Annotated in this window: 17 protein-coding genes; all 17 read left to right on the top strand. The window is 71.1% G+C overall.

The features are described 5' to 3' along the window. Nucleotides 1-166 precede the first annotated feature (166 nt). The 17 genes from G537_RS0119755 to G537_RS0119675 all read left to right on the top strand — a co-directional run bounded on the left by G537_RS0119755 (nt 167) and on the right by G537_RS0119675 (nt 20,563). Entirely contained in the window at nt 167-628 is a 462-nt protein-coding gene (locus tag G537_RS0119755; protein ID WP_026871598.1) for a division/cell wall cluster transcriptional repressor MraZ, read from the top strand. Continuing rightward, nucleotides 625-1,584: a 16S rRNA (cytosine(1402)-N(4))-methyltransferase RsmH gene (rsmH, locus tag G537_RS0119750; RefSeq protein ID WP_026871597.1), complete on the top strand. Its 960-nt coding sequence runs from the start codon at nt 625-627 to the stop codon at nt 1,582-1,584. Before G537_RS0119755 ends, rsmH begins: the two co-directional genes overlap by 4 nt. Next, nucleotides 1,581-2,363 (top strand): cell division protein FtsL, encoded by a 783-nt coding sequence (ftsL, locus tag G537_RS42180; protein WP_051248669.1) that lies wholly within the window; start codon nt 1,581-1,583, stop codon nt 2,361-2,363. The genes rsmH and ftsL overlap by 4 nt, the downstream gene beginning before the upstream one ends. Further along, nucleotides 2,360-4,111, top strand: coding sequence for a peptidoglycan D,D-transpeptidase FtsI family protein (locus G537_RS43775; RefSeq protein ID WP_064742175.1), 1,752 nt, complete (start codon nt 2,360-2,362; stop codon nt 4,109-4,111). Before ftsL ends, G537_RS43775 begins: the two co-directional genes overlap by 4 nt. Nucleotides 4,112-4,114: 3 nt before the next feature. Then, nucleotides 4,115-5,572: a UDP-N-acetylmuramoyl-L-alanyl-D-glutamate--2,6-diaminopimelate ligase gene (locus G537_RS43770; protein WP_051248668.1), complete on the top strand. Its 1,458-nt coding sequence runs from the start codon at nt 4,115-4,117 to the stop codon at nt 5,570-5,572. Continuing rightward, entirely contained in the window at nt 5,569-7,041 is a 1,473-nt protein-coding gene (locus G537_RS0119730) for a UDP-N-acetylmuramoylalanyl-D-glutamyl-2,6-diaminopimelate--D-alanyl-D-alanine ligase (RefSeq protein WP_026871595.1), read from the top strand. The genes G537_RS43770 and G537_RS0119730 overlap by 4 nt, the downstream gene beginning before the upstream one ends. 16 nt (nt 7,042-7,057) lie before the next feature. Continuing rightward, complete coding sequence (mraY, locus tag G537_RS0119725; protein ID WP_026871594.1) at nt 7,058-8,143, top strand: phospho-N-acetylmuramoyl-pentapeptide-transferase; 1,086 nt, start codon at nt 7,058-7,060, stop codon at nt 8,141-8,143. Nucleotides 8,144-8,147: 4 nt separating this feature from the next. Beyond that, complete coding sequence (murD, locus tag G537_RS0119720) at nt 8,148-9,545, top strand: UDP-N-acetylmuramoyl-L-alanine--D-glutamate ligase (protein ID WP_026871593.1); 1,398 nt, start codon at nt 8,148-8,150, stop codon at nt 9,543-9,545. Beyond that, nucleotides 9,546-10,670 (top strand): FtsW/RodA/SpoVE family cell cycle protein, encoded by a 1,125-nt coding sequence (locus G537_RS0119715; protein ID WP_026871592.1) that lies wholly within the window; start codon nt 9,546-9,548, stop codon nt 10,668-10,670. Then, a complete protein-coding gene (gene murG, locus G537_RS0119710) occupies nt 10,667-11,797 on the top strand; it encodes an undecaprenyldiphospho-muramoylpentapeptide beta-N-acetylglucosaminyltransferase (protein ID WP_026871591.1) in 1,131 nt (376 codons plus the stop codon). The genes G537_RS0119715 and murG overlap by 4 nt, the downstream gene beginning before the upstream one ends. 16 nt (nt 11,798-11,813) lie before the next feature. Next, the gene (murC, locus tag G537_RS0119705; protein ID WP_026871590.1) at nt 11,814-13,250 is read left to right on the top strand and encodes a UDP-N-acetylmuramate--L-alanine ligase; all 1,437 of its coding nucleotides are present in this window, start codon (nt 11,814-11,816) and stop codon (nt 13,248-13,250) included. A 261-nt stretch (nt 13,251-13,511) separates the two neighbouring features. Continuing rightward, nucleotides 13,512-14,432, top strand: coding sequence for a D-alanine--D-alanine ligase (locus tag G537_RS0119700; RefSeq protein WP_026871589.1), 921 nt, complete (start codon nt 13,512-13,514; stop codon nt 14,430-14,432). Further along, on the top strand, nt 14,420-15,286 hold the full coding sequence (locus tag G537_RS38815) for a cell division protein FtsQ/DivIB (RefSeq protein ID WP_051248666.1): 867 nt from the start codon (nt 14,420-14,422) through the stop codon (nt 15,284-15,286). Before G537_RS0119700 ends, G537_RS38815 begins: the two co-directional genes overlap by 13 nt. Nucleotides 15,287-15,322: 36 nt before the next feature. Next, nucleotides 15,323-16,585: a cell division protein FtsA gene (gene ftsA, locus G537_RS0119690; RefSeq protein ID WP_034852286.1), complete on the top strand. Its 1,263-nt coding sequence runs from the start codon at nt 15,323-15,325 to the stop codon at nt 16,583-16,585. Between the two features lie 113 nt (nt 16,586-16,698). Beyond that, nucleotides 16,699-18,366 carry a cell division protein FtsZ gene (gene ftsZ, locus G537_RS0119685; protein WP_026871587.1) on the top strand — a complete coding sequence of 556 codons (1,668 nt, stop codon included), beginning with the start codon at nt 16,699-16,701 and terminating at the stop codon, nt 18,364-18,366. 262 nt (nt 18,367-18,628) lie between these two features. Next, a complete protein-coding gene (gene lpxC / locus G537_RS38810; protein WP_064742174.1) occupies nt 18,629-19,594 on the top strand; it encodes a UDP-3-O-acyl-N-acetylglucosamine deacetylase in 966 nt (321 codons plus the stop codon). A gap of 138 nt (nt 19,595-19,732) precedes the next feature. Then, nucleotides 19,733-20,563, top strand: coding sequence for an outer membrane protein assembly factor BamD (locus G537_RS0119675; RefSeq protein WP_245579054.1), 831 nt, complete (start codon nt 19,733-19,735; stop codon nt 20,561-20,563). The last annotated feature ends 2 nt before the right edge of the window (nt 20,564-20,565 follow it).

Below are 20,565 nucleotides of genomic sequence, written 5' to 3'. Positions count from 1 at the left end.
GCCACAGAAAATCCATTGATTTCCCATGATTTGACCGGTCCGTCCCATTGCGTTCCATCGCTGCCCATGATATCCCATGAACTCCCATCGGAATGGGATCGATCGCCCCGTTCGGGGTACGGGCGACGGGGGTGTTGAGGCGGCGGACGCGCCGCCGGGGGGATGGATGGCTCGGTTCACGGGCACCTACGTCAACAAGGTCGACAAGAAGGGGCGGGTCAGCGTGCCCGCTCCCTTCCGCGCGACCTTGGAGGCGCTGGGCGCTCCGGTGGTGAACGTGAAGCCCACCCCCGATCGCCAGGCCCTGGACGGGGTGACCGAGGCCTACATGGACGAGGTCCAGCGCCGGCTCGACGCGATGGACCTGTACTCGCCGGAGCGCGAGGCGCTGGAAATCCGCGAGTTCTCCGAGACGCAGCAGCTGCAGATGGATCCGGAGGGGCGGATCATCCTGCCGCGGCACATGATCGAAATGGCCGGCATCACCGAAAGCGTCGCCTTCATGGGCATGGGCAGCCGCTTCCAGATCTGGGAGCCGGAGGCGCTGAAGGCGCATCAGCAGGCCCGACTGGCGGCCTCGCGCGAGCTGACGCTGGCCCGCGCCGGCGCCAATGGAGGCGCGGCATGAACGGCGCCCACATCCCGGTGCTGCTGAACGAGGTCGTGGCCGCGGTGGCGCCGCGCGACGGCGACCTGATCGTCGACGGCACCTTCGGCCGCGGCGGCTATGCCCGCGGCCTGCTGGCCGCGGCCGACTGCCGGGTGGTCGGCATCGACCGCGACCCCGAGGCGGTGGCGGAGGGGCGCCGCCTGGAGGCCGAGCAGCCGGGCCGGTTCCGCATCGTCGAGGGCCGCTTCGGCGCCATGGACACGCTGGTCGGCGAGCAGGCGGACGGGGTGGTGCTGGATCTCGGCGTGTCGTCGCCGCAGCTCGACGACCCGTCGCGCGGCTTCTCCTTCCGCGCCGACGGTCCGCTCGACATGCGCATGGGGCGGGAGGGGCCGACCGCGGCCGACATCGTCAACGCCATGCCCGAGGCCGAGCTGGCCGACGTGATCTTCGAGTATGGCGAGGAGCGGCTGTCGCGCCGCGTCGCCCGCGCCATCGTCGCCGCCCGCAAGGAGGCGCGGATCGAGCGGACGCTGCAGCTGGCCGAGATCGTGCGCCGGGTGGTGCCGCGGTCGAAGGACGGCATCGATCCGGCGACGCGCACCTTCCAGGCACTGCGCCTGTGGGTGAATGACGAACTGACCGAACTCGACCACGGCTTGAGCGGGGCCGAACGCCTGCTACGGCCCGGGGGACGGCTCGCCGTGGTCACTTTCCACAGCCTGGAGGATCGCCGCGTCAAGCGCTTCCTGGCGGAGCGCAGCGGCGCCGGCGGCGGCGTGTCGCGCCATGTCGCGGCGCCCGGCGGCGAGACCCGGGCCCCGAGCTTCCGCCTGGCGGCCAAGCGTTCGGTCACGCCGGGCGAGGCGGAGATCCGCAGCAACCCGCGCGCCCGGTCGGCGCGGCTGCGGGCGGCGATCCGGAGCGATGCTCCGGCCTGGCCGTCCGGGAATAGGGGGAGAGTGGCAGCATGATCCGCGTCGGCACGATGATCTGGCTCGGCCTCATCGGGGCGTCGAGCGCGTTTCTGTTCAAGACCAGCTACGAGGTCCAGTCGCTGGAGGGTGAGCTGCGCGGCCTCAACCGGTCGATCCTGCGGGAGCAGGATTCGATCCGGGTGATGCATGCCGAATGGGCGTTCCTGAACCAGCCGTCGCGCTTGCAGGCGCTGACGGACCAGTTTACGAAGCTGCGCCCGATCGCGCCCCCGCAGATGATCGCCAGCGCGGCGGAGCTCCCGATGCCGCTGCCGTCGCTCGACGGCGAGCCGACGGCGCCGTCGGCGTCGCTGGTCGCCCAGGTCGATGCGCTGCCCAGCTTCGGGCCCGTGCCCGTGCCGGGCCGCAAGCCCGGCGAGGGCGGAGTCCTTCTTGCCGCGGCCGAGCCGATGCCCGTCCAGACCCAAGCCGCCTCGTCCCAGCCGGCCGCTGCTCCGTCCCAGCCGGCCGCGCCCGCCGCCTCGGTGCAGGTGGCCGCCGTCGAGGTCCGGCCGGCACCCGCGGTCGCCCCGGCCGCGCCGCATGCCGGCAGCGAGGGGCCGCAAGCCGCGGCCGCCCAGCCGGCGCCGGCCGCTCCGCCCGCCGCCCGCGTCGCCGCGGCCGACGTCCCGATCCGGCCGGTGGTGGCGCCCCGCCGCCCGGCCGCACCGCTGGAGGCGGTGGCCCAGGCCCTGACCCCCACCCGGGCGGCCGCGTCGGATGATCCGATCGGCGCGCTGCTCGCCGGTCTCGAGGCTCCACGGGGAATTCGATGACGGCCGACGCGCTGGATGGCTTCCCGACCGTAACGCGGCAGACCGAGCCGGCCCTTCGGCCGGCTCAACGGCTTTCCGCGGCCATCGAGACGGGCCGCCAGCGCGTCGTCATCACCGCGCTCGTGTTCAGCCTCGCCTTCGCCGGCATCGGCCTCAGGCTGATCGACCTGATGGCCTTCGGCAACGACGCCGATGCCCTCGCCACCCGTGCCGTATCCGCCGCGGCGCCGGTCGCCGACCGGGCGGATCTGCGCGACCGCAACGGGCTGATCCTGGCGACGACGCTGCCCTCGGTGTCGCTCTACGCCGACCCGAAGCTGGTGCTGGACCCGATCGAGGCCTCGCTGCGCCTGAGCAAGGTGCTGCCCGAGCTCGACCAGGCCAAGCTGATGGCCGACCTGTCGTCGGACCGCCGCTTCGTCTGGCTGAAGCGCGGCCTGACCCCGACGCAGCAATACGAGATCAACCGACTCGGCATCCCCGGCCTCGCCTTCCAGAACGAGGAGCGGCGCTACTACCCGGCCGGCAACCTGACCTCGCATGCGGTCGGCTTCACCAATATCGATGCCCAGGGCATCGCCGGGCTGGAGAAGAGCCTGGACGACCGGCTGCAAAACGGCGAGTCGGTGGCGCTGTCGATCGACCTGCGGCTGCAGGAGATGGTGCGGAACGAGCTGCAGGCGGCGATCACCAAGTTCAAGGCGACGGCCGGCAACGTCGTGATCATGGACGTGAAGACCGGCGAGATCCTGTCCATGGTCTCGCTGCCGGACTTCAACCCCTACGACCCGACCGCGGCCTCCCAGGACGCCCTGTTCAACCGGAACACGCTCGGCGTGTACGAGATGGGCTCCACCTTCAAGATCTTTAACACCGCGATGGCGCTGGAAAGCGGCACGTCGACCCTCCAGACCACCTATGATCAGAGCCCGATCCGGGTCGGCCGCTTCACCATCCGCAACTTCCGGGCCGAGCCGCAGTCCGGGCGCTGGAGCGTCTACGAGATCTTCCGCCAGTCGATGAACACCGGCTCGGTGCACATGTTCGAGGCGGCGGGGCTGGAACGGCAGAAGGAGTTCCTGGCCCGGCTGGGGCTGACGAAGCCCTCGCCGCTCGAGCTGCCGGAGGTCGGCTCGCCGATGGTGCCGCAGCCCTGGAGCCAGGTCAGCGGCATGACCATCTCCTACGGCCACGGCATGGCGGTCACCCCGGTCCAGCTCATCACCGCGGTCGCCGCCGTGGTCAATGGCGGCATCCTTCATCCGCCGACCCTGTTCAAGCGCGACCCGTCCCAGCCGGTTCCGGGAAAGCGGGTGCTGTCGCCCGAACTGTCGCGGATCATGCGGGCGCTGATGCGCGTCGTGGTCGTCAGCGGCACCGCGACCAAGGCGGATGTGCCCGGCTACTTCGTCGGCGCCAAGACCGGCTCGGCCAACAAGGCGGTGCGCGGCGGCTACAACCGCAAGGCCGGCGTGACCGACTTCGTCGGCATCTTTCCCGCCTACGATCCGAAATATATCGTCATGACCATGCTGGAGGACGCCCAGGCGATCCCAGGCACCTACGGCTACAACACCGCCGGCTGGAACGCGGCGCCGCTGGGCGGCCAGATCATCGCCCGAATGGGGCCGATGATGGGGGTCGAGCCGAAGGACCCGAACGATCCTGCGGTCCAGCAGCAGCTGGCGCTGCCCGTGGGGCCCGCCGCCGGCAGCGCCCAGCAGCAGGCATCGATCGAGGAAGAATGAGCCATGTCGGGCCTTTCTGAAACCTCGCTTCTTCCTGCCGGCCTGAAGGGCCTGACCGCCGATTCCCGCGCGGTCCGGCCCGGCTTCCTGTTCGCGGCGCTGCCGGGCGCGCGCGCCGACGGCCGCGCCTTCATCGCCGATGCGCTGACCGCCGGCGCCGCGGCGATCCTGGCGCCGGAGGGCACGACGCTGCCGCCGGGCGCGACCGCGACGCTGATCACCGACCCGAATCCGCGGCGCCGCCTGGCGCTGATGGCGGCCGAATTCTACCGCCTGCAGCCGGCCACCATCGCCGCCGTCACCGGCACCAGCGGCAAGACCTCGACGGTCAACTTCGCGCGCCAGCTCTGGACCCTGCTGGGCCACCAGGCCGCCAGCCTGGGCACGCTCGGGGTGATGGCGCCGGGGCGTGAGCGCTACGGCTCGCTGACCACGCCCGACCCGGTGGCCCTGCACGCCGAGCTGGCCGACCTCGCCGCGGCCGGGGTAACCAAGCTGGCGATAGAGGCGTCGTCGCACGGGCTCGACCAGTTCCGGCTGGACGGGGTGCGGGTGACGCTGGCCGCCTTCACCAACTTCACCCAGGACCATCTCGACTACCACGCCACGATGGAAGCCTATCTGGCGGCCAAGGCGCGGCTGTTCGACGAGGTGCTGCAGCCCGGCGGCACCGCCGTGCTCAACGCCGACGTGCCGGAGGCGGCGGGCCTGATCGACCGCGCCCGGGCCGCCGGCCGCGCTGTGGTGACGCTGGGCCGCGCTGGGCAGGACTATCGCCTCGATCGGGCCGAGCCGCTGCCGCACGGCATCGACCTGCATTTCACCGCCGGCGGCCGGTCGTACCGGGCGGAGCTGCCGCTGGTCGGCGGTTTCCAGGCCTACAACGTGCTGACCGCCCTGGCGCTGGCGGTGGCCGACGGCGCCGACCTCGACACCGCGGCCGGGCTGCTGGAGCGGCTCAAGGGCATTCCGGGCCGGGTCGAGCTGGTGGCCAGCCATCCGAACGGCGCCCCGGTCTATGTCGACTATTCGCACAAGCCGGGGGCGCTGGAGACGGTGCTGAACGCGCTGCGCCCGCACACAAGCGGCGCCCTCGTCGTCGTGTTCGGCTGCGGCGGCGACCGCGACCGCGCCAAGCGCCCGCTGATGGGCGAGATCGCGGCGCGCCTGGCCGACCGCGTGATCGTCACCGACGACAACCCGCGCAGCGAGGACCCGGCCGAGATTCGCCGCCAGGTGCTGGCCGGCTGCCCCGGCGCCGCCGAGATCGGCGACCGGGCCGAGGCCATCCGCGCCGCGGTCGAGGGGTTGGGCCCCGGAGATGTCCTGGTCGTGGCCGGAAAGGGCCATGAGACCGGCCAGATTATCGGCGGTGAAGTGCGTCCCTTCGACGATGCGGAGCAGGCGCGCCAGGCCGTGACCGATGTGAAGAGCGACCCGCGATGGAGACCGACGCCATGACCACACCTGCCCTCTGGCCGGCCGCGGAGGCGGCTGCCGCAACCAACGGGATGCAGGTCGGGGAGTGGGCGGCGACCGGCGTCTCGATCGACAGCCGCTCGGTCGTTCCCGGCGACCTGTTCGTGGCGCTGCGCGGGCCGAAATTCGACGGCCACGACTACGTCAAGGACGCCCTGGCCAGGGGCGCCGCGGCGGTCATGGTCGACCGGGTGCCGCAGGGCGTGCCGCACGACGCGCCGCTGCTGGTGGTCGAAGACACCATGGACGGGCTGACCGATTTGGCGCGCTTCGCCCGCATGCGCAGCGAAGCGCGGGTCGTCGGCGTCACCGGCTCGGTCGGCAAGACCAGCACCAAGGAGGCGCTGAAGCTGGCGCTGTCGGTCACCGCGCCGGCCTATGCCTCGCAGGGCAACCTGAACAACCAGTGGGGCGCGCCGCTCAGCCTGTCGCGGATGCCGGAGCAGGTCGCCTACGGCGTGTTCGAGCTGGGCATGAACCATGCCGGCGAGATCGCGCCGCTGTCGCGGCTGGTCGAGCCGGACGTCGCCATCATCACCAATGTCGAGGCGGTGCACGCGGCGCATTTCCATTCGGTCGAGGGGATCGCCGACGCCAAGGCCGAGATCTTCCGCGGCATGGGGCCGGAGAGCACGGCGATCCTGAACCGCGACAACCCGTTCTTCCCGCGGCTTGTCGCCCATGCCCGGACCCAGGGCGTCGGCCGGATCTGGAGCTTCGGCGAGCATCCCGAGGCCGATGCCCGGCTGCTCGACTGCTCGCTGCACACCGCGGCTAGCGCGGTCAACGCCGTGATCCTGGGCGAGCCGGTGCGCTACACCCTGTCGGCCCCGGGCCGGCACTGGGTGCTGAACAGCCTGTCGGTGCTGCTGGCGGCCAAGGCGCTGGGCGCGAACATCGCCGGCGCCGCCCGCGCCATGGGCCGGATCACGCCGCTGCGCGGCCGCGGCGCCCGGATCACGGTCGAGCTGCATCGCGGCGGCCAGGCCGGCAAGCTGCTGCTGATCGACGAGAGCTACAACGCCAGCCCGGTCTCGGTCGCCGCCAGTCTCGAGGTGCTGGGCGGGGTCGACAGCGGCCCGGACGGGCGCCGCATCGCCGTGCTCGGCGACATGCTGGAGCTCGGCCCCGATTCGCCGGCCCTGCACGCGGCGCTGAAGCAGCATGTGCTGGCCCACGACATCGACTTGGTCTTCACCTGCGGCACCGACATGAAGCAGCTCTACGACGCCCTGCCGGAAGGCCGGCGCGGAGCCCATGCGGCCGACAGCGCCGCCCTGGCGCCGGTCCTGGCCGAGGCGGTGCGGCCGGGCGACTGCGTCATGGTCAAAGGCTCTCTGGGCAGCCGCATGGCCGTGATCGTCGAGGCACTGGAAAATCTCCACGTGGCGCGCGAGAACCGGGCCCCCCACACCCAGCCGTCGCCGAAACGCGTCGCCAACGGCATCTGAAAAGGAACAGTTCCCGGTGCTTCCGGCCCTCTTTGCCCCGCTCGCCGACCAGGCCCTCATCTTCAACCTGTTCCGGTACCTGACCTTCCGGACCGGGGCGGCGGTGATGACGGCTCTGGTCATCGCCTTCGTCATCGGTCCCTGGCTGATCCGGTCGTTGAGGGCACGGCAGGGGGCGGGGCAGCCGATCCGCGAGGACGGGCCGGAGGGTCATTTCAAGAAGCGCGGCACGCCGACCATGGGCGGGCTGATGATCCTGATCGCGATCTGCATCTCGACCCTGCTCTGGGCCGATCTGCGCAACGCCTTCGTCTGGATCACCCTGCTGGTCACCGTCGGCTTCGGCCTGGTCGGCTTCGGCGACGACTATCTGAAGCTGACCAAGCGCAACCCCAAGGGCCTGTCGGGCAAGCTGAAGCTGTTGGTGCAGGGGGCGATCGCGCTGGTCGCCGTGTTCTGGTACCTGCAGGTGACGCCGGAGGTGCGCGAGACCGCGGTCGCCATCCCCTTCCTCAAGGATGTGATGGTCGAGCTCGGCGTCCTGTTCTTCCCCTTCGCCATGCTGGTCATGGTCGGCGCCTCGAACGCGGTCAACCTGACCGACGGGCTCGACGGCCTCGCCACCATGCCGGTGATCATCGCCGCCGGCTGCTTCGGCCTGATCGCCTATCTCGCCGGCAACGCCGTCTTCGCCAGCTACCTGCAGATCCACCACGCCCCGGGCGCCGGCGAGCTGGCGGTGTTCTGCGGCGCGCTGATCGGCGGCGCGCTCGGCTTCCTCTGGTTCAACGCGCCTCCGGCCATGGTGTTCATGGGCGACACCGGCTCGCTGTCGATGGGCGGGGCACTCGGCGCCATCGCCATGATCACCAAGCACGAGATCGTGCTGGCGATCATCGGCGGCCTGTTCGTGCTCGAGGCGGTGTCGGTGATGGTGCAGGTCGCCAGCTTCAAGATGACGGGCCGGCGGGTGTTCCGCATGGCGCCGCTGCACCACCATTACGAGAAGAAGGGCTGGGCCGAGCCGACCATCGTGATCCGCTTCTGGATCATCGCCGTGATCCTGGCCCTGATCGGGCTCTCGAGCCTGAAGCTGAGGTGATCCGATGATCGACCTCTCGCATCTCAAGGGCCGCAGCGTCGCCGTCCTCGGCCTCGGCAAGTCCGGCACCGCCGCGATCCGGGCGCTGAAGGCGGCCGGGGTCGAGGTCGCGGCCTGGGACGACAAGGTCGCCGGCCGCTCCTTCGCCGAGCGCGAGGGCGTGCCGGTGCGCGACTTCGCCGCCGAGGGCATGGCCGGCATCGACCTGGTGATGCTCAGCCCCGGCATCCCGCGCACCCATCCGCAGCCGCATGCGGCGGTGGCGCGGGCGCTGGAGGCCGGAAGCCGGCTGGTCGGCGACATCGACCTGCTGGCCGAGGCACTGCCGGGGGCCGGCTTCCTCGGCGTCACCGGCACCAACGGCAAGTCGACCACCACGGCGCTGCTGCAGCACGTGTTCCAGGCGGCCGGCTTCGACTCTGAGGCCGGCGGCAATCTCGGGCCCGCGGCGCTGGGGCTGCGCCCGGTCGGGCCGGGGGGCTGGTACGTGCTCGAGGTCTCGTCCTACCAGCTCGAGACGATCACCGAGGTGCCCTGGTCGATCGGCATCTTCATCAACATCACGCCCGACCATCTCGACCGCTATCCGGACATGGCCGGCTACGTCGCCGCCAAGACGCGGCTGCTCGACGGCATCCGCCCGGGCGGCACGGCGGTGATCGGGGTCGACGACGACTATTCCCGGGCGGTGTTCGAGAAGACCAGGGCGCGGCCGGAGATCAAGGCGATCCCGATCTCGGCCGAGCGCGCGGTCGAGGGCGGCGTCTTCGTCCGCGACTTCGTGCTGCACGACGCGATCGACGGTGCGGCCCGCCCCGTGCTCGACCTGCGCCAGGCGCCGGCGCTGCCGGGCGCCCACAACGGCCAGAACGCCGCCTGCGTCTGGGCCGCCGCGCGGGCGGCCGGGGTGCCTGCCGATATCCTGGAAGCGGCGATCCGCACCTTCCCGGGTCTGGCCCACCGCCAGCAGCTGGTCGGCACCATCGCCGGCATCCGCTTCGTCAACGACAGCAAGGGCACCAACCCGGACGCGGCGGCCAAGGCGCTCGGCTCCTACGACACGATCTACTGGATCGCCGGCGGCCGGCCGAAGGAAGGCGGGCTGGAGGCGGTCGACCCTTATCTGCCACGGGTGCGCCAAGCCTTCCTGATCGGCGAGGGCGCGCCGAAATTCGCCGCCCATCTCGAGGGCCGGGTGCCGTATCAGCGCTGCACCGATCTCGATGCCGCGATCGAGGCCGCCTATCGCGCCGCGAAGGCCGACGGCATCGCCGGCGCGGTGGTGCTGCTGTCGCCGGCCTGCGCCTCCTTCGACCAGTTCGCCAATTTCGAGGCGCGCGGCGAGGCCTTCGCCGCCTCGGTCAAGGGGCTGCAGGTCCGGGTGGAGAGGGGGGAGCTCTAGATGGTGACCCTGGATCGCGCCGACAGCTCGGTCATCGGCCGCTGGTGGTGGACGGTCGACCGCTGGATGCTGCTGCTGCTCGGCATCATCATGGGCATCGGCGCGATCCTGATCCTGGCCGCCAGCCCGGCCGTGGCGCAGCGCATCAATCTCGGCGAGTTCCACTTCATCGAGCGGCATCTGATGATGCTGCTGCCGGCCATCGTGCTGATGTTCCTGGTGTCGCTGCTGAGCCCGCCGGCGATCCGCCGCACGGCGGCGATCGTCTTCATGCTGTCGCTGCTCGGCGTCTTCGCCACGCTGTTCGTCGGCGTCGAGATCAAGGGTGCGACTCGCTGGATCCAACTGCCCGGCATGTCGGTGCAGCCCTCGGAATTCGTCAAGCCGGCCTTCGCCGTGGTCGCCGCCTGGCTGTTCGCGCAGCAGAAGACCCGGCCGGGCTTCCCCGGCTACGTCGCCTCGACCGTGCTGTACGGCCTGATCGTCTTCCTGCTGCTGTCGCAGCCGGATCTCGGCATGACCGTGGTGGTCACCGCGGTCTGGTTCATCCAGTTCTTCATCGCCGGGCTGCCGATGATCCTGGTGATCGCGCTGATCGGCTTGGGCGCGGGCGGCCTTGTCGGCTCCTACTTCCTGTTCGAGCACGTGCGCAGCCGCATCGACCGCTTCCTCGACCCCTCGACCGGCGACAACTATCAGGTCGACCGCGCGATCGAGGCCTTCACCAATGGCGGCCTGTTCGGCACCGGCCCGGGCGAGGGCACGGTCAAGCTGTACCTGCCGGACGCCCATGCCGACTTCATCTTCGCCGTCGGCGGCGAGGAGTTCGGCCTGTTCTTCTGCCTGCTGCTGGTGGCGCTGTTCGCGTTCATCCTGGTCCGCGGCCTGTCGCGGGTGATGAACGAGACCAACCTGTTCATCATGCTGGCGGTGGTCGGCCTCGTCACCCAGTTCGGGCTGCAGGCGGCGATCAACATGGCCTCGACCCTGCATCTGATCCCGACCAAGGGCATGACCCTGCCCTTCGTCAGCTATGGCGGCTCCTCCCTGATCGCGCTCGGCTACGGCATGGGCATGGTGCTGGCGCTGACCCGGCGGCATGCCGGAGGGGGAGGGCTGCGGTGAATGATTTCCGCCCCATCCTTCTGGCTGCCGGCGGCACCGGGGGCCACGTCTTCCCGGCGGAGGCGCTGGCCCGGACGCTGATCGCCCGCGGCCATGCGGTGCGCCTGGCGACCGACCCGCGGGGCCGCGCCTTCGGCGACCGGCTGCCCGAGGTGCCGGTCGACGCCGTCCGCTCCGCCACCGTCGCGCCGGGGCTGCTCGGCAAGGTGAAGACCGCGTCGCTGCTCGGCCTCGGCTATCTCGACGCCCGTGGCGTGCTGCGCCGGCACCGGCCCGCCGTCGTCGTCGGCTTCGGCGGCTACCCCTCGGCGCCGACCGTGCTGGCCGCCGCCCATGCCGGCATCCCGGTGCTGCTGCACGAGCAGAACGCCCTGCTGGGCCGGGTCAACCGCTGGCTCGCCGGCCGCGCCGCCGTCATCGCCACGGGCTTCCCGCTGCAGGGCGCGGCAGGCCAGGCAAACCGGCGAGTCGAGGTCACCGGCAACCCGGTGCGCCCGGCCATCGCCGCCAAGGCCGGCGCGCCGTACCCGGCGCCGACGGAAGACGGAAGGCTGACCCTGCTGGTGCTCGGCGGCAGCCAGGGCGCCCGGGTGTTCAGCGAGCTGATCCCGGCCGCGGTGGCGGCGCTGCCGGGGTCGCTGCGGGCCCGGCTGTCGATCGTGCAGCAGTGCCGGCCGGAGGACATCGAGGCCTGCCGCGGCCGCTACGCCGCCATCGGCGCCGACGCCACGCTGTCGACCTTCTTCGACGACGTGCCGGAGCGGCTGGCCGCCGCCCAGCTGGTGATCTGCCGGTCCGGCGCCTCGACCGCGGCGGAGCTGGCGATCATCGGCCGCCCGGCCATCCTGGTGCCCTATCCCTTCGCCATGGACGACCACCAGACCGCCAATGCCAGGGCGATCGCGGCGTCGGGCGGAGGGTGGCTGATGCCGCAGTCGGATCTCACTCCGGAAGTGCTGGCATCGCGCCTCGAACACCTGTACACCCGCCCCTCCGTCCTGGTGGAGGCCGCCGGCGCCGCGCGCGCCGCTGCCCATCCGGATGCCGCCGACCGACTCGCCGATCTCGTCCTCTCCCTCGCAGGGCAGGAGGCAAGCGCCCGCGCGCAGGTCGCAACTGGAGCGTAAGTTAGGAGTACCGCCGATGAGGCAGATGCCGCTCGACATTGGGACGATCCACTTCGTGGGCATCGGCGGCATCGGCATGAGCGGGATCGCCGAGATCCTGCACAATCTCGGCTATTCGGTGCAGGGCACCGACATGGCCGAGAACGCCAACGTCCAGCGGCTGCGCAAGGCCGGCATCGACGTCAAGATCGGCCATGCCGCGGCCCATCTCGGCGACGCCGCGGTGGTCGTGATCTCCTCGGCGGTGAAGAGCGACAACCCGGAGGTCAAGGCCGCCCGCGCCGCCCTGATCCCGGTGGTGCGCCGGGCCGAGATGCTGGCCGAGCTGATGCGGCTGAAATGGTCGATCGCGATCGGCGGCACCCACGGCAAGACCACCACCACCAGCCTGGTGGCGGCGATGATCGACGGCGCCGGCATGGACCCGACCATCATCAACGGCGGCATCATCAACGCCTACGGCACCAACGCCCGGCTCGGCCAGGGCGACTGGATGGTGGTCGAGGCGGATGAGAGCGACGGCACCTTCACCCGGCTGCCGGCGACCATCGTCGTCGTCACCAACATCGATCCGGAGCATCTCGACTTCTACGGCGATTTCGACTCGGTGAAGGCGGCGTTCGAGCAGTTCGTCACCAACACGCCGTTCTACGGATTCGCCGTGCTCTGCATCGACCATCCGGAGGTGCAGGCGCTGATCTCGCGGGTCACCGACCGGCGTATCGTGACCTACGGATTCAGCCCGCAGGCCGACGTCCGCGCGATCGATTTTTCGATCGAATCGCGCGGCTCGCGCTTCACCGCCGTGCTCCAGGACCGGCAGTCCGGAAAAAGCCGAATGATCCGCGATATTGTGTTGCCAATGCTCGGGCAACACAATATCCAGAATGCATTGGCCGCTATCGCCGTGGCCCATGAGATGGGAATGGACGACGGGCAGATCATCGAAACGCTTGCGCGCTTCAGCGGTGTGAAGCGCCGGTTCACCAAGACCGGCGAGTCGGGCGGCGTGATGGTGATCGACGATTACGGCCACCACCCGGTGGAGATTGCGGCGGTGCTCAAGGCGGCCCGGGCCGCGGCCCAGAAGCACAAGGTGATCGCGGTGGTGCAGCCGCACCGCTACAGCCGCTTGGCCAGCCTGTTCCAGGAATTCTGCACCTGCTTCAACGACGCCGACATCGTCGTGGTCGCGGATGTCTACGCGGCCGGCGAGGCGCCGATCGAGGGCGCCACCCGCTCGGCCCTGGTCGAAGGCCTGCGCGACAGCGGCCACCGCCGGGTGATCCCGCTGCCGGGGCCCGAGGCGCTGCCGCAGCTCGTCTACGACCTGGCGCAGCCGGGCGACTTCGTGGTCTGCCTCGGCGCCGGCAACATCACCGCCTGGGCCAACGCCCTGCCCACCGAGCTCGACGCGCTGCGCGCCAAGAAGGCGGCGGGGGCGGGCCGATGATTAGCCTGCATCTCTCGCCCCCCTTGCGTCCTGCGCCGGTTCAACCTGCCGACTGGGCAGGAGAGCGGCGCAGCGCGATGTGGGACATCGCGCAAGCCGTTCGACGCCCCCGGTCGGCAGGTTCAACCGGCCCGAAGGGTCGCCTTGCGGCGGCCGCCTGCGGGCGCGGGCCGCTCGACCGTATGGCCCGATACGCTCTTCGCGACCCGCGCCCTCATTCGACTCGCCGCAAGGCGACGCAGGACGTAAGGGGGGCGAGAGATGCAGGCTAGGTCCGTCGCGGTCCTCTACGGCGGCTGGTCGGCGGAGCGCGAGGTCAGCCTCGTGTCCGGCAAGGCCGTCGCCATGGCGCTGCGCGACCGCGGCCACCGGGTCCAGCTGATCGATGTCGGCCGCGACCTCGACGCGCTGCTGCGCGCCCTGCGGCCGGCTCCGGACGTGGTGTTCAACGCGCTGCACGGCAAGGGCGGCGAGGACGGCACGGTTCAGGGCGTGCTCGACATGCTGGGCCTGCCCTATACCCATTCCGGCGTGCGGGCCTCGGCGATCGCCATGTCCAAGCCGCTGACCAAGCTGGTGCTGGCATCCGCCGGCGTCCGCACCGTCCGCGGCGCCGTGGCGCCGCCGCAGCAGGTGGCCGAGCGCCACCTGCTGGAGCCGCCCTATGTGGTGAAGCCGGCGGAGGAGGGGTCGAGCGTCGGCGTCCGCATCGTCCGCGCCAACGACAACGCCCCGCCGATCGATCTCGGCTCCTGGCATTTCGGCGACGCGCTGGTCGAGGAGTACATCCCCGGCCGCGAGCTGACCGTGGGCGTGATGGGCGATCGCGCCTTGACCGTGACCGAAGTCACCCACAGCCACGCCTTCTTCGACTACGAGGCGAAGTACACCGAAGGCCACGCCGTCCACACCCTGCCGGCGCGGGTGCCGGACGCCGTCTTCGCCGAGGCCATGCGCCTGGCGCTGCTGGCGCACCGCACCCTGGGCTGCCGCGGCATCAGCCGCACCGATTTCCGCTGGGACGATTCCCGGCCGGGGACCGAGGGGCTGTACTTCCTCGAGATCAACACCCAGCCGGGCTTCACCCCGATCTCGCTGGTGCCGGAACAGGCCAGATACGTCGGCGTCGACTTCGCCGACCTCTGCGAATGGCTGCTGGAGGACGCCGCATGCGGCCGCTGAGCGCCGAACCCGACGCCGCGCGCCGGCGCGGCAGCGGCGGCACCTCGGTCCGCCGCAAGCCGATGGCGCGGCGCCAGGCGGCGGCGCTGCGCCTGGGCGGCATGGCGCTGGGCGGCATCGCCGTGTTCGGCCTCCTGGCCGCGCTGTGGACCAGCGGCACGCTGACCGCGGCCGGACGGGGCATCCACGGCGCGGTGATGGGGCTGACGGCAGCGGCCGGCTTCTCGGTGCAGGAGGTGCTGGTCGAGGGCCGGCGCTCGGTCGATGGCGGCGCGATCATGGCGGCGCTCGGCGTCGGCCGCGGCGACCCGATCTTCGACCTCGATCCGGACGCGGCCCAGGCCAAGCTGCTGGAGATTCCCTGGATCCGCTCGGCCAGCGTCGAGCGGCGGCTGCCGGACACGATCTTCGTGCGGATCGAGGAGCGGGTGCCGCTGGCGCTGTGGCAGAACAACCAGAAGTTCAGCCTGATCGACCGCGAGGGCCATGTCCTGCCGGTGCCGTCGGTGGCCGACTATCCGGACCTGCCGATGGTGGTCGGCGCCGACGCGGCCCAGACCGCGGCGCCGCTGATCGACGCCCTGTCGAAGACGCCGGACATCGCCCGCCGGATCCGCTCGGCGATGCGGGTCGGCGGCCGGCGCTGGGACCTCGTGCTCGACAACCACGTCACCGTGAAGCTGCCGGATGGCGACGTCGCCCCGGCGCTGGCCCGGCTGGACGAGGCGCAGCGCAGGGAATCGGTGCTGGACCGCGACATCGTGGCGGTCGATCTGCGCCTGGGCGACCGGATGGTGATCCAGCTCACCCCCGCGGCGGCGGCGCAGCGCACGCCGTCGAAGGACAAGACGTGATGGGCGGCGCGGATGGCTCTCATGGGATTTAATGCGATGCGCCGCCCCCGCACCCGCGCCCGGGGTTCGATCGTCGCCGCGGTGGACCTCGGCACGACCAAGGTCGTGTGCTTCATCGCGCGCGTGGCCGAGGAGGGCCGGGCCCAGGTCATCGGCATCGGCCACCAGGCCAGCCGCGGCGTCCGCGCCGGCGCGATCGTCGAGCTCGACGCGGCGGAGAAGACCATCGCCCTGGCGGTCCAGGCGGCCGAGCAGATGGCCGGCGAGACCGTCAACGAGGTGATCGTCAACCTCTCCGGCGGCCATCCGGCGTCGCAGAGCCTGTCGCTGCAGGTGCCGGTCGGCGGCCGCGAGGTGAACGACAACGACCTGCGCCGCGCCGCCCGCGCCTTCAACGGCAGCGTCGCCACCGACGCCGAGGTCATCCATGCCGTGCCGATCAGCTACGGCCTCGACGAGGTGCGCGGCGTGCGCGACCCGCGCGGCATGGTCGGCGACCAGCTGTCGATCGACCTGCATCTGATCACCGCCAACACCGGCGCCGTGCGCAACCTGTCGAGCTGCGTCAACCGGGCCCATCTCGAGGTCGAGAGCATCGTGCTCTCGCCCTATGCCTCGGGCCTGGCCTGCCTGGTGCCGGACGAGCGCGAGCTGGGCTGCACCGTGATCGACATGGGCGGCGGCACCACCTCGCTGGCCGTGTTCATCGAGGGCCGGATGGTCTTCGCCGACTGCCTGCCGGTCGGCGGCGCCCATGTCACCAACGACATCGCCCGCGGCCTGACCACGCCTGTGGTGCATGCCGAGCGGATGAAGACGCTCTACGGCTCGGCCCTGCCCTCGGTCGCCGACGACCGCGAGGTGATCGACGTGCCGCAGGTCGGCGAGGAGGAGGACAGCCAGCCGACCCACGTGCCGAAGAGCCTGCTGACCGGCATCATCCAGCCGCGGATGGAGGAGATCTTCGAGCTGGTGCGCTCGCGGCTCGAGGCCAGCGGCTTCGACAAGGCCTTCGGCCGCCGCGTGGTGCTGACCGGCGGCGCCTCGCAGCTGCAGGGCGCGCGCGAGCTGGCGCAGCTGGTTCTCGACAAGCAGGTCCGCATGGGCCGCCCGCTGGGCCTCGACGGCCTGGCCGAGGCGACGGCGGGGCCGAGCTTTTCGACGGCGACGGGCCTCCTGGCCTACGCCATTTCGGGGCCTGCCGACCTGGTCGGCTCGGGCCCGGGGCTGGAGGAGAGCGGCGCCTCGGGCGGCGGCTTCTTCAGCCGGATCGGGGGGTGGTTCCGTGACAACCTCTGAGCAGAGACCAATAAACCCGGCACGTCTGGCCCATCCGGGGCGATGCCGGGAGCACGGATCGGACGGATGGAAGCGGTCGAAGGGTGAATAGGGGACAGTAGGGGAGCACCGATATGATCAATCTGAGCATCCCGCAGGGCGATGTCAGCCTGCAGCCGCGGATCACTGTGGTGGGCGTGGGCGGCGCCGGCGGCAACGCCGTGAACAACATGATCCGCGCCAACCTGGCCGGGGTCGAGTTCGTGGTGGCCAACACCGACGCGCAGGCGCTGGCCGGCTCCGCGGCGCAGAAGCGGATCCAGCTCGGCGCCGGGCTGACCCAGGGCCTCGGCGCCGGGTCGCGGCCCGATATCGGCCGGGCCTCGGCCGAGGAGGCCATGGACCAGATCGTCGCCCATCTCGAAGGCGCGCACATGGTGTTCATCACCGCTGGCATGGGCGGCGGCACCGGCACCGGCGCGGCCCCGGTGATCGCCCGGGCGGCGCGCGAGCAGGGCATCCTGACCGTCGGCGTGGTGACCAAGCCCTTCCACTTCGAGGGCGCGCACCGCATGCGCATGGCCGAGCAGGGGCTGCAGGAGCTGCAGCAGTATGTCGACACCCTGATCATCATCCCGAACCAGAACCTGTTCCGCATCGCCAACGAGAAGACGACCTTCGCGGACGCCTTCCGCATGGCGGACGAGGTGCTGCATTCCGGCGTCCGCGGCGTCACTGACCTGATGGTGCAGCCGGGCCTGATCAATCTCGACTTCGCCGACATCCGCACGGTGATGGCCGAGATGGGCAAGGCGATGATGGGCACCGGCGAGGCCGAGGGCGAGCGCCGCTCGATCAGCGCCGCCGAGGCCGCGATCTCGAACCCGCTGCTCGACGACATCTCGATGAAGGGGGCCAAGGGCGTCCTGATCAACATCACGGGCGGCCTCGACATGACCCTGTACGAGGTCGACGAGGCGACCAACCGCATCCGCGACGAGGTCGACCCCGACGCCAACATCATCTTCGGCTCGACCTTCGACGAGAGCATGGAGGGCCGGGTGCGCGTGTCGGTCGTCGCCACAGGCATCGACATGCAGGTCAACCAGGCGGCGCGGCCGCAGACCTACAGCACCACCACGCTGCCCTCGGGCGACCGCGCCCGGCCGCAGCCGGCCGCCGCGCCGGCGCCGCAGCCGGCGATGCCGGTCCGTCCCGCGGCGGTGACGCAGCAGCGCTTCGCCCCGGCGCCGAAGCCGGTCGCCCCGGCCCCGGTCGAGCCTCAGGCTCCGGCGGCGGCCACCCCGGTCGAGGCGGCGCCGGAGCCGGACTACGCCCCGGCGGCCGAGGACCAGGCCGAGTCGGCGGCGGCCGAGGCGCAGGAGCAGGCGGTGGCGCAGTCGGCCGCAGCCCGCGCCCCGGCGATGTCGGCCGGCGCGCGCCCGGGCTTCGCGGCGCCGCGTCCGGCGCCGATGCCCGCCCCGCAGCCCGCGGCGCAGCGTCCGGTCGAAGCGGCGCCGGCCGCCGCCCCGGCCGAGGGACGCAAGAAGCTGGGCCTGTTCCGGCGGGTGACCGGCCTGCTGCGCGAGGAGGAGCAGCCGCAGCCCGAGGCGCATCACGAGCCGACGCTGCGCCAGGAGCCGGCGCCGCGCGCGGCCGAGCCGCCGCGGGGGGCGGCCCCGGAGGCGCCGCGCCCGGTGGCGCAGCAGCGCTTGGCGATCGATGCCGGCCGCGCCCCGCTGCCGCGCAGCGACGAGGACGCGCTCGACATCCCGGCCTTCCTCCGCCGCCAGGCGAACTGAAGGCCGCCTCCGCCGCTTCCACCGGCCGCACGCTCCCCTCGCGGCCGGTGGGGATTTCTTTGCTCCTTCGCCGCCCGCCTCCCCGCGGGCGGCCTTTCTTTTGCGGCGGTCGGAACATGAACACCTGCACGTAACAGTCCGAAACAAAGTGTGATTTTTGCTTGCGCGCCGAGGGGTCTAGGGTGCCCTGCGTCCCGAAAGGGACATCCTGTCAGCACTTTGCCCGGCGAAGTGCATCCAAACGAATCGAAGGACACCCATCGTGGCTCACATCTCGGCGGAATCGGGCGCGGCGACGCAGAAGACGCTGAAGACCGCGATCAAGTGCACCGGCGTCGGCCTGCACAGCGGGCAGGACGTCACCATGGTGCTGCGTCCGGGTGAGATCAACACCGGCATCGTCTTCGTCCGCACCGACGTGCCCCAGGGCCGGCGCACCGTCGCCGCCCGCTGGGACAAGGTCACCGACACCCGCCTGTGCACCCTGATCAGCAATGCCCAGGGCGTCTCGGTCGGCACCATCGAGCATCTGATGGCGGCGCTGCGCGGCTGCGGCGTCGACAATGCGGTGGTCGAGCTGAACGGCCCGGAAGTGCCGATCATGGACGGCAGCGCCGCCCCCTTCGTGTTCCTGATCGAATGCGCCGGGCTGGTCAGCCAGCCGGCGCTGCGCCGCAGCATCCGCGTGCTGCGCCCGGTCGAGGTCACGGCCGAGGACCGCTGGGCCCGGCTGACGCCGTCGGCCAGCACCACCTTCAGCTTCGAGATCGACTTCGAGAGCCGCGCGATCGCGCATCAGGAAGGCCTGGTCCGGCTGTCGAACGGCAATTTCAAGACCGAGATCGCCCGCGCCCGCACCTTCGGCTTCGCCCAGGAGGTGGAGGCGCTGCGCCGGCACGGCCTCGCCCTCGGCGGGTCGCTGGAGAACGCGATCGTGGTCAATGGCGACCGGGTGCTGAACGCCGAGGGGCTGCGCTACGAGGACGAGTTCGTGCGCCACAAGATCCTCGATTCGATCGGCGACCTGTATCTCGCCGGCGCCCCGATCCTCGGCCATTTCCACGGCTACAAGGCCGGGCACGCCCTGAACAACCAGCTGCTGCGGGCGCTGTTCGCCGACGACACCGCCTGGTGCTACGACACCAGCTTCGGTGCCGAACCGGCGGCGGCGGAGCCCTGGGCCCGGCCCGCGCCGGCCGCGGCGATGCCCACCGCCAACGCAGCCTGATCCCGTTTCGCTTGACGCCGTCGTCCCTCTTCGCCTCGCGTGGAGGGACGATGCGCGTCCGCCCCCGGGAAGGCGTCTCGCCATTCGCATTCGGGGTGGGTATATAGAGGCCCGGACAGAACCGAAGGCGATGATCGAGTGAACAAGCGTCTGCAGTTTCGCCATATGGCGCGGATCGGGCTCGTCCTGCCGGCCGTTCTTCTCACCGCCTGCGGCGGTTCCTCCTCCTCCGATAGCACGCCGGCCGCGGACCAGCCGCCCGAGGCGCTCTATTCCCAGGCGCAGCAGGCTTTCGACGACGCGGATTATCGGACCGCATCGACCCGGTTCGACGAGGTTGAGCGGCAGCACCCCTATTCGAGCTGGGCGACCAAGGCCCAGCTGATGTCGGCCTATTCCAGCTACAAGCGCGGCGACTACGATGGCGCGATCGTGGCGCTCGACCGCTTCATCAGCCTGCATCCGGGCAGCGAGGAGCTGGCCTACGCCTATTACCTGAAGGCGCTGTGCTACTACGACCGGATCTCGGACGTGGAGCGCGACCAGCGCATCACCCAGCTGGCGACGAACGCGCTGAACGACGTCATCACCCGCTTCCCGAACAGCGACTACGCCCGCGACGCCAAGCTGAAGCTGGACCTGACCTACGACCAGCTCGCCGGCAAGGACATGTCGATCGGCCGCTTCTACCTGAAGCGTGGCGACTACAACGCGGCGATCAACCGGTTCCGCAACGTGGTCAAGAACTGGCAGACCACCAGCCAGGTGCCGGAGGCGCTGGAGCGGCTGGTCGAGGCCTATGTCGCGCTCGGCCTCAAGGAGGAGGCGCGGCACGTCGCGGCGGTGCTCGGTCACAACTATCCGGGCGATCCCTGGTACCAGGACGCCTATGTGCTGCTGACCGGGTCCGGCATCCGGCCGCCCGACGACAAGGATTTCTTCGACCGCACCCTCGGGTCGATCCTCTGATC

Source organism: Inquilinus limosus DSM 16000 (assembly GCF_000423185.1).
GTDB lineage: Bacteria > Pseudomonadota > Alphaproteobacteria > DSM-16000 > Inquilinaceae > Inquilinus > Inquilinus limosus.
The sequence above is the reverse complement of the archived record's forward strand: the minus strand, read 5'-3'. Positions and strand labels throughout refer to the sequence as shown.